The 377-nt window shown below is 36.3% G+C and carries 1 protein-coding gene; it reads right to left on the bottom strand.

The features are described 5' to 3' along the window. The coding region (locus tag AC1DWA_RS33770; protein ID WP_477917908.1) for a response regulator transcription factor at positions 1 to 217 on the bottom strand (217 nt) is incomplete at its 3' end. Between the last annotated feature and the right edge of the window lie 160 nt (positions 218 to 377).

Genomic DNA, 377 nt, shown 5'->3' with positions numbered 1-377 from the left:
AATAGGTTCTTACCTCATGGCAAAATGTCCATCCGTCCATATTAGGCATCATAATATCCAGTATTATTAAATCCACCTTATTTTTTTCAAGTAATAATAACGCAGCTTCCCCATCTGCCGCCTCTAAAATTGATAAGCCTAGGCCTTCTTTAGATAGAATGACTTGTATTAATTCCCGAATATACGGGTCATCGTCTACAATTAATATTTTTGCCATGTTGTTCCTTCCTTTTTTAAAAATAATGAGAACCGCCAAAACAATAGGCAGTTCTTAATGTTGAATTATCTTTAGTTTACACTATCACGGCTTTTTGATAACTACGCCCGTCGCATATACGCCCGTACGGTAATTGGTGCAAAGAAAACTACGATTACTG

Source organism: Rhodococcus sp. P4_F3_2 (genome assembly GCF_056401335.1).
Note: the sequence above shows the minus strand (reverse complement) of the source record. Positions and strands in the feature narration are given on the sequence as shown.